Origin of the sequence: Pseudonocardia acidicola (genome assembly GCF_012911935.1) — a bacterium.
Classification (GTDB): Bacteria; Actinomycetota; Actinomycetes; order Mycobacteriales; family Pseudonocardiaceae; genus Pseudonocardia; species Pseudonocardia acidicola.
On record NZ_JAAXLA010000150.1, the window covers coordinates 1 to 3,381 of the forward strand.

Consider the following 3,381-nt stretch of genomic DNA (forward strand, 5'->3'; position numbering starts at 1 on the left):
CTGTGGCCCGCGGCCACCGCCTGATCTTCAGATGTCCACACAACTGACGATGATCAAGCGGTGGCCGTACCAGTTCCGGGACCGCCACGCGGCAAGATCACGAAGTCCGGCTGGAGTACTAGGCCGGCTCGTCGAGCCGTAGCTCCGCGTCCATCGCCTCGGCCGCCGCGACCATCCGGTCGGCGCTCTCCTCCGCGGCCGGCGCGTAGTGCGCGGTCCGGGCGTCGCCCAGCAACCGGGCCCAGGACTCGACGCCGGGACGGCCGCGCAGCAGCGCACGGCGTTCCCGTTCGGTCATCCCGCCCCACACCCCGAACTCGATGCGCTGGTCGAGGGCGTGCGCCAGGCACTCGGTGCGCACCGGGCAGGCGAAGCAGAACTGCCGAGCCTCACGCTGCTGTGCGCCCTGCACGAAGAGGCCCTCCGCGTCGTGCGTCCGGCACCTGGCCGCTGACCGCCAATTCCATCTGCCCGGCATCCCGGCTCCCGCAATCCGTCCCGTCACGAGGTCACCACCCCAGGTCGTCGCGTTCCACGACCCGACTAGACGGATTCTGGGATCCTCCGGTTCCGCCGGTAAGCGCGCAAAACTACTCAACTTCGCGTAGCCGACCTGAAGGGACGCCGACGACAGTCCGCGTAGTCTGCGCATCGTGACAGTTCCGCGCCATCTGGTCCGGCCGGTCGGCATGCTCCTCGGGCTCTGCCTGTTGGCCGGGGTGGTCGTCGCGGGAATGGCGTTCCCGTTCGCCGCGGGCGTCGGCCTGGTCTCCAACGACGCCGGCGACAGCGTCAACAACACCTCGACGAACCTGGTCGACGGCCCGTTGCCGCTGCGCAGCACGATCACCGACTCGGCGGGCCGGCCGCTGGCCTACCTGTTCGACCAGAACCGCACCGCCGTGACCGCCGAGGACATCTCGCCGGCGATGAAGGCGGCGATGGTCGCGATCGAGGACCGGCGTTTCTACCAGCACCAGGGCGTCGACTGGCAGGGCACGATCCGCGCCGCGATCGCGAACTCGACCTCCGGCGACGTCGTGCAGGGTGCGTCGACGCTCACCCAGCAGTACGTGAAGAACTACATGCTCTACGTCGAGGCACAGACCGAGGCGGAGCGGCTCAAGGCGACCGAGCAGACCCCCGCCCGCAAGCTGAAGGAAGCGCGGATCGCGTTGCAGTTGGAGCGGTCGCTGAGTAAGGACGAGATCCTCACCCGCTACCTCAACATCGTGTTCTGGGGAAACGGGGCGTACGGGATCGCCTCCGCGGCGCGCACCTACTTCGGCGCCACGCCGGACAGGCTGACGGTGCCGCAGGCCGCGATGCTGGCCGGGATGGTGCGCAGCACCACCGCGTTCGACCCGGTCGTCAACCCGCAGGCCGCGCTCGACCGGCGCAACCTGGTCATCGCGCAGATGCGCGACCAGGGCATGATCAACGAGGCCCAGGCGCGGGAGGCCGTGGCCACGCCGCTCGGCATCGCCAGCCCGCTCAACACCCAGCCCAACGGCTGCATCGGGGCCGGCGACGCCGGGTTCTTCTGCAAGTACGTCGTGGAGTACCTGACCCAGGCCGGGTTCTCCCTCGAGCAGCTCAACCGCGGCGGCTACACCGTCCGCAGCACCCTCGACCGCGACGCGCTGACGAAGATGAAGACCGCGCTCGACGCCGAGGTGCCCCCGAAGCAGCCCAATGTGGCCAACGTGATGTCGCTGGTGCAGCCGGGGCGGGACAAGCACCGGGTGATCGCGATGGGGTCCAACCGGACGTTCGGGTTGAAGGCCGATGAGCAGGAGACCAGCTACGGGCTGCCCTATCAGCCGGTCAACCTCGGCGCCGGTTCCGTCTACAAGATCTTCACCGCGGCCACCGCGCTGGAGAAGGGGCTGGGCATCGACTACGAGCTCGCGGTGCCGCCGAGCGGCTACGCCTCGCCGATCTACCTGGACGGCGCCGGCCGCCCGATCCCGGTGCAGAACGCCGGAACCTACCCTGAGCGGCTCAGCCTCACCGACGCGCTGGCGACCTCGCCGAACACGGCGTTCATCAAGCTCGAGGAGTTCACCGGCGTCCCCGACGTGGTGGACATGGCGGTGCGGATGGGCATGAAGTCGCTGGCCACGACGCCCTTCGTGGACCCGGCCACCGGGCGGCGCACCGACCGCTCCATCGCCGAGGTCACCAAGGCGCAGAAGCAGGCGTCGTTCACTCTCGGCGTCAGCCCGACCAGCGTGCTCGAGCTGGCGAACGTCGGGGCCACCCTGGCCAGCGGCGGCACGTGGTGCCCGCCGAGCCCGATCGAGTCGGTGACCGACGCCGCGGACAAGCCGGTGCCGGTCACCGAGGCGCCCTGTGAGCAGGCCGTCGACCCGGGCCTGGCGAACACGCTGTTCACGGCGCTGAGCCGGGACGACACCAGCGGCACCTCGGCGGCGGCGGCGAGCGCGGCGGGCTGGGACCGGCCGATGGCCGGTAAGACGGGCACGACCCAGCAGCACAAGTCGGCCGCGTTCGTGGGCGTCGTACCGCAGCTGTCCGGTGCGGTGATCACCTTCGACAACTCGAACTCCCCCAAGCCGCTCTGCGACAGCGCGGGCGCGCCGTTCGCCTGCCGCAGCGGCAACATCTTCGGTGGTAAGACGCCGGCCCGGACCTGGTTCGGTGCGGTCAAGCCGATCCTGGCGGGTCAGCCGGTGCTGCCGCTGCCGCCGACCGAGGAGCGCTATCTGCAGGGCGGCGCCGAGACCCGGGTGCCCGACGTGGTGGGCCGCGGCCAGAACGAGGCCCGCACGGTGTTGCAGCGCGCCGGCTGGCAGGTCTCGACCCGCACCGTCGACAACCTCGCGCCCCGCGGCACCGTGGTGGGGCAGAGCCCACGTGGAACGGCGCTGCCCGGCGAGACGATCGTGCTGCAGGTCAGCAGCGGGACGGTGCCGGCGCCGCCGCCGGCCCCGAGCGGCCAGCCCGTCCCGCCGCCGGGTGATCAGCCACCTGCCGATCAGCCGCCCGCCGACCAGGGCGGTGCAGCCGTCGGCGGTGCTCCCTGACCGTGCGCCCGGCCGTCGCCCGGTCGGGTCATCGTGGGCGTCCGGCGCGGACGCGCCGCCGCTGCGCGTCGCGCACCGCGTGCCGGGGTCCTAGCATCCGCCACATGGCGGAGCGGGACGCTGAGCGCTCGGACGCCCTGTCCGGCCCGGACGGGACGACCGTTGCCGAGGTCGCCGGCACCGGGCCCGACGGCGTCGCGCCTGCGCCCGCCGTGGTGTCCTCGGAGGACGCCGCGGGTGACGGCGGGTCCGTCCACCCGGAGTCCTCCGTGGACGGTCCGGACGCGGAGCCCGCCGCGCCGGCCCGGGAGCCGGACGCGCCGGCAGCGGC

The 3,381-nt window shown here is 71.9% G+C and carries 3 protein-coding genes; 2 read left to right on the forward strand and 1 reads right to left on the reverse strand.

Annotated features, from left to right (window positions below; translation table 11 throughout):
* Positions 1-118 precede the first annotated feature (118 nt).
* The gene (locus tag HF526_RS34265) at positions 119-478 is read right to left on the reverse strand and encodes a WhiB family transcriptional regulator (protein WP_169385806.1); all 360 of its coding nucleotides are present in this window, start codon (positions 476-478) and stop codon (positions 119-121) included.
* A gap of 175 nt (positions 479-653) precedes the next feature.
* Between HF526_RS34265 and HF526_RS34270 the strand changes: the two genes are divergently transcribed.
* The gene (locus tag HF526_RS34270; protein ID WP_338051945.1) at positions 654-3,050 is read left to right on the forward strand and encodes a transglycosylase domain-containing protein; all 2,397 of its coding nucleotides are present in this window, start codon (positions 654-656) and stop codon (positions 3,048-3,050) included.
* Between the two features lie 104 nt (positions 3,051-3,154).
* Positions 3,155-3,381, forward strand: a 227-nt coding sequence (locus HF526_RS34275; RefSeq protein ID WP_211178220.1) for a hypothetical protein, incomplete at its 3' end; no start/stop codon positions are given.

Coding starts and splice junctions, on each gene's coding strand:
- HF526_RS34265 (WP_169385806.1), bottom strand. CDS start 478: ATGCCGGGCAGATGGAATTGGCGGTCAGCGGCCAGGTGCCGGACGCAC.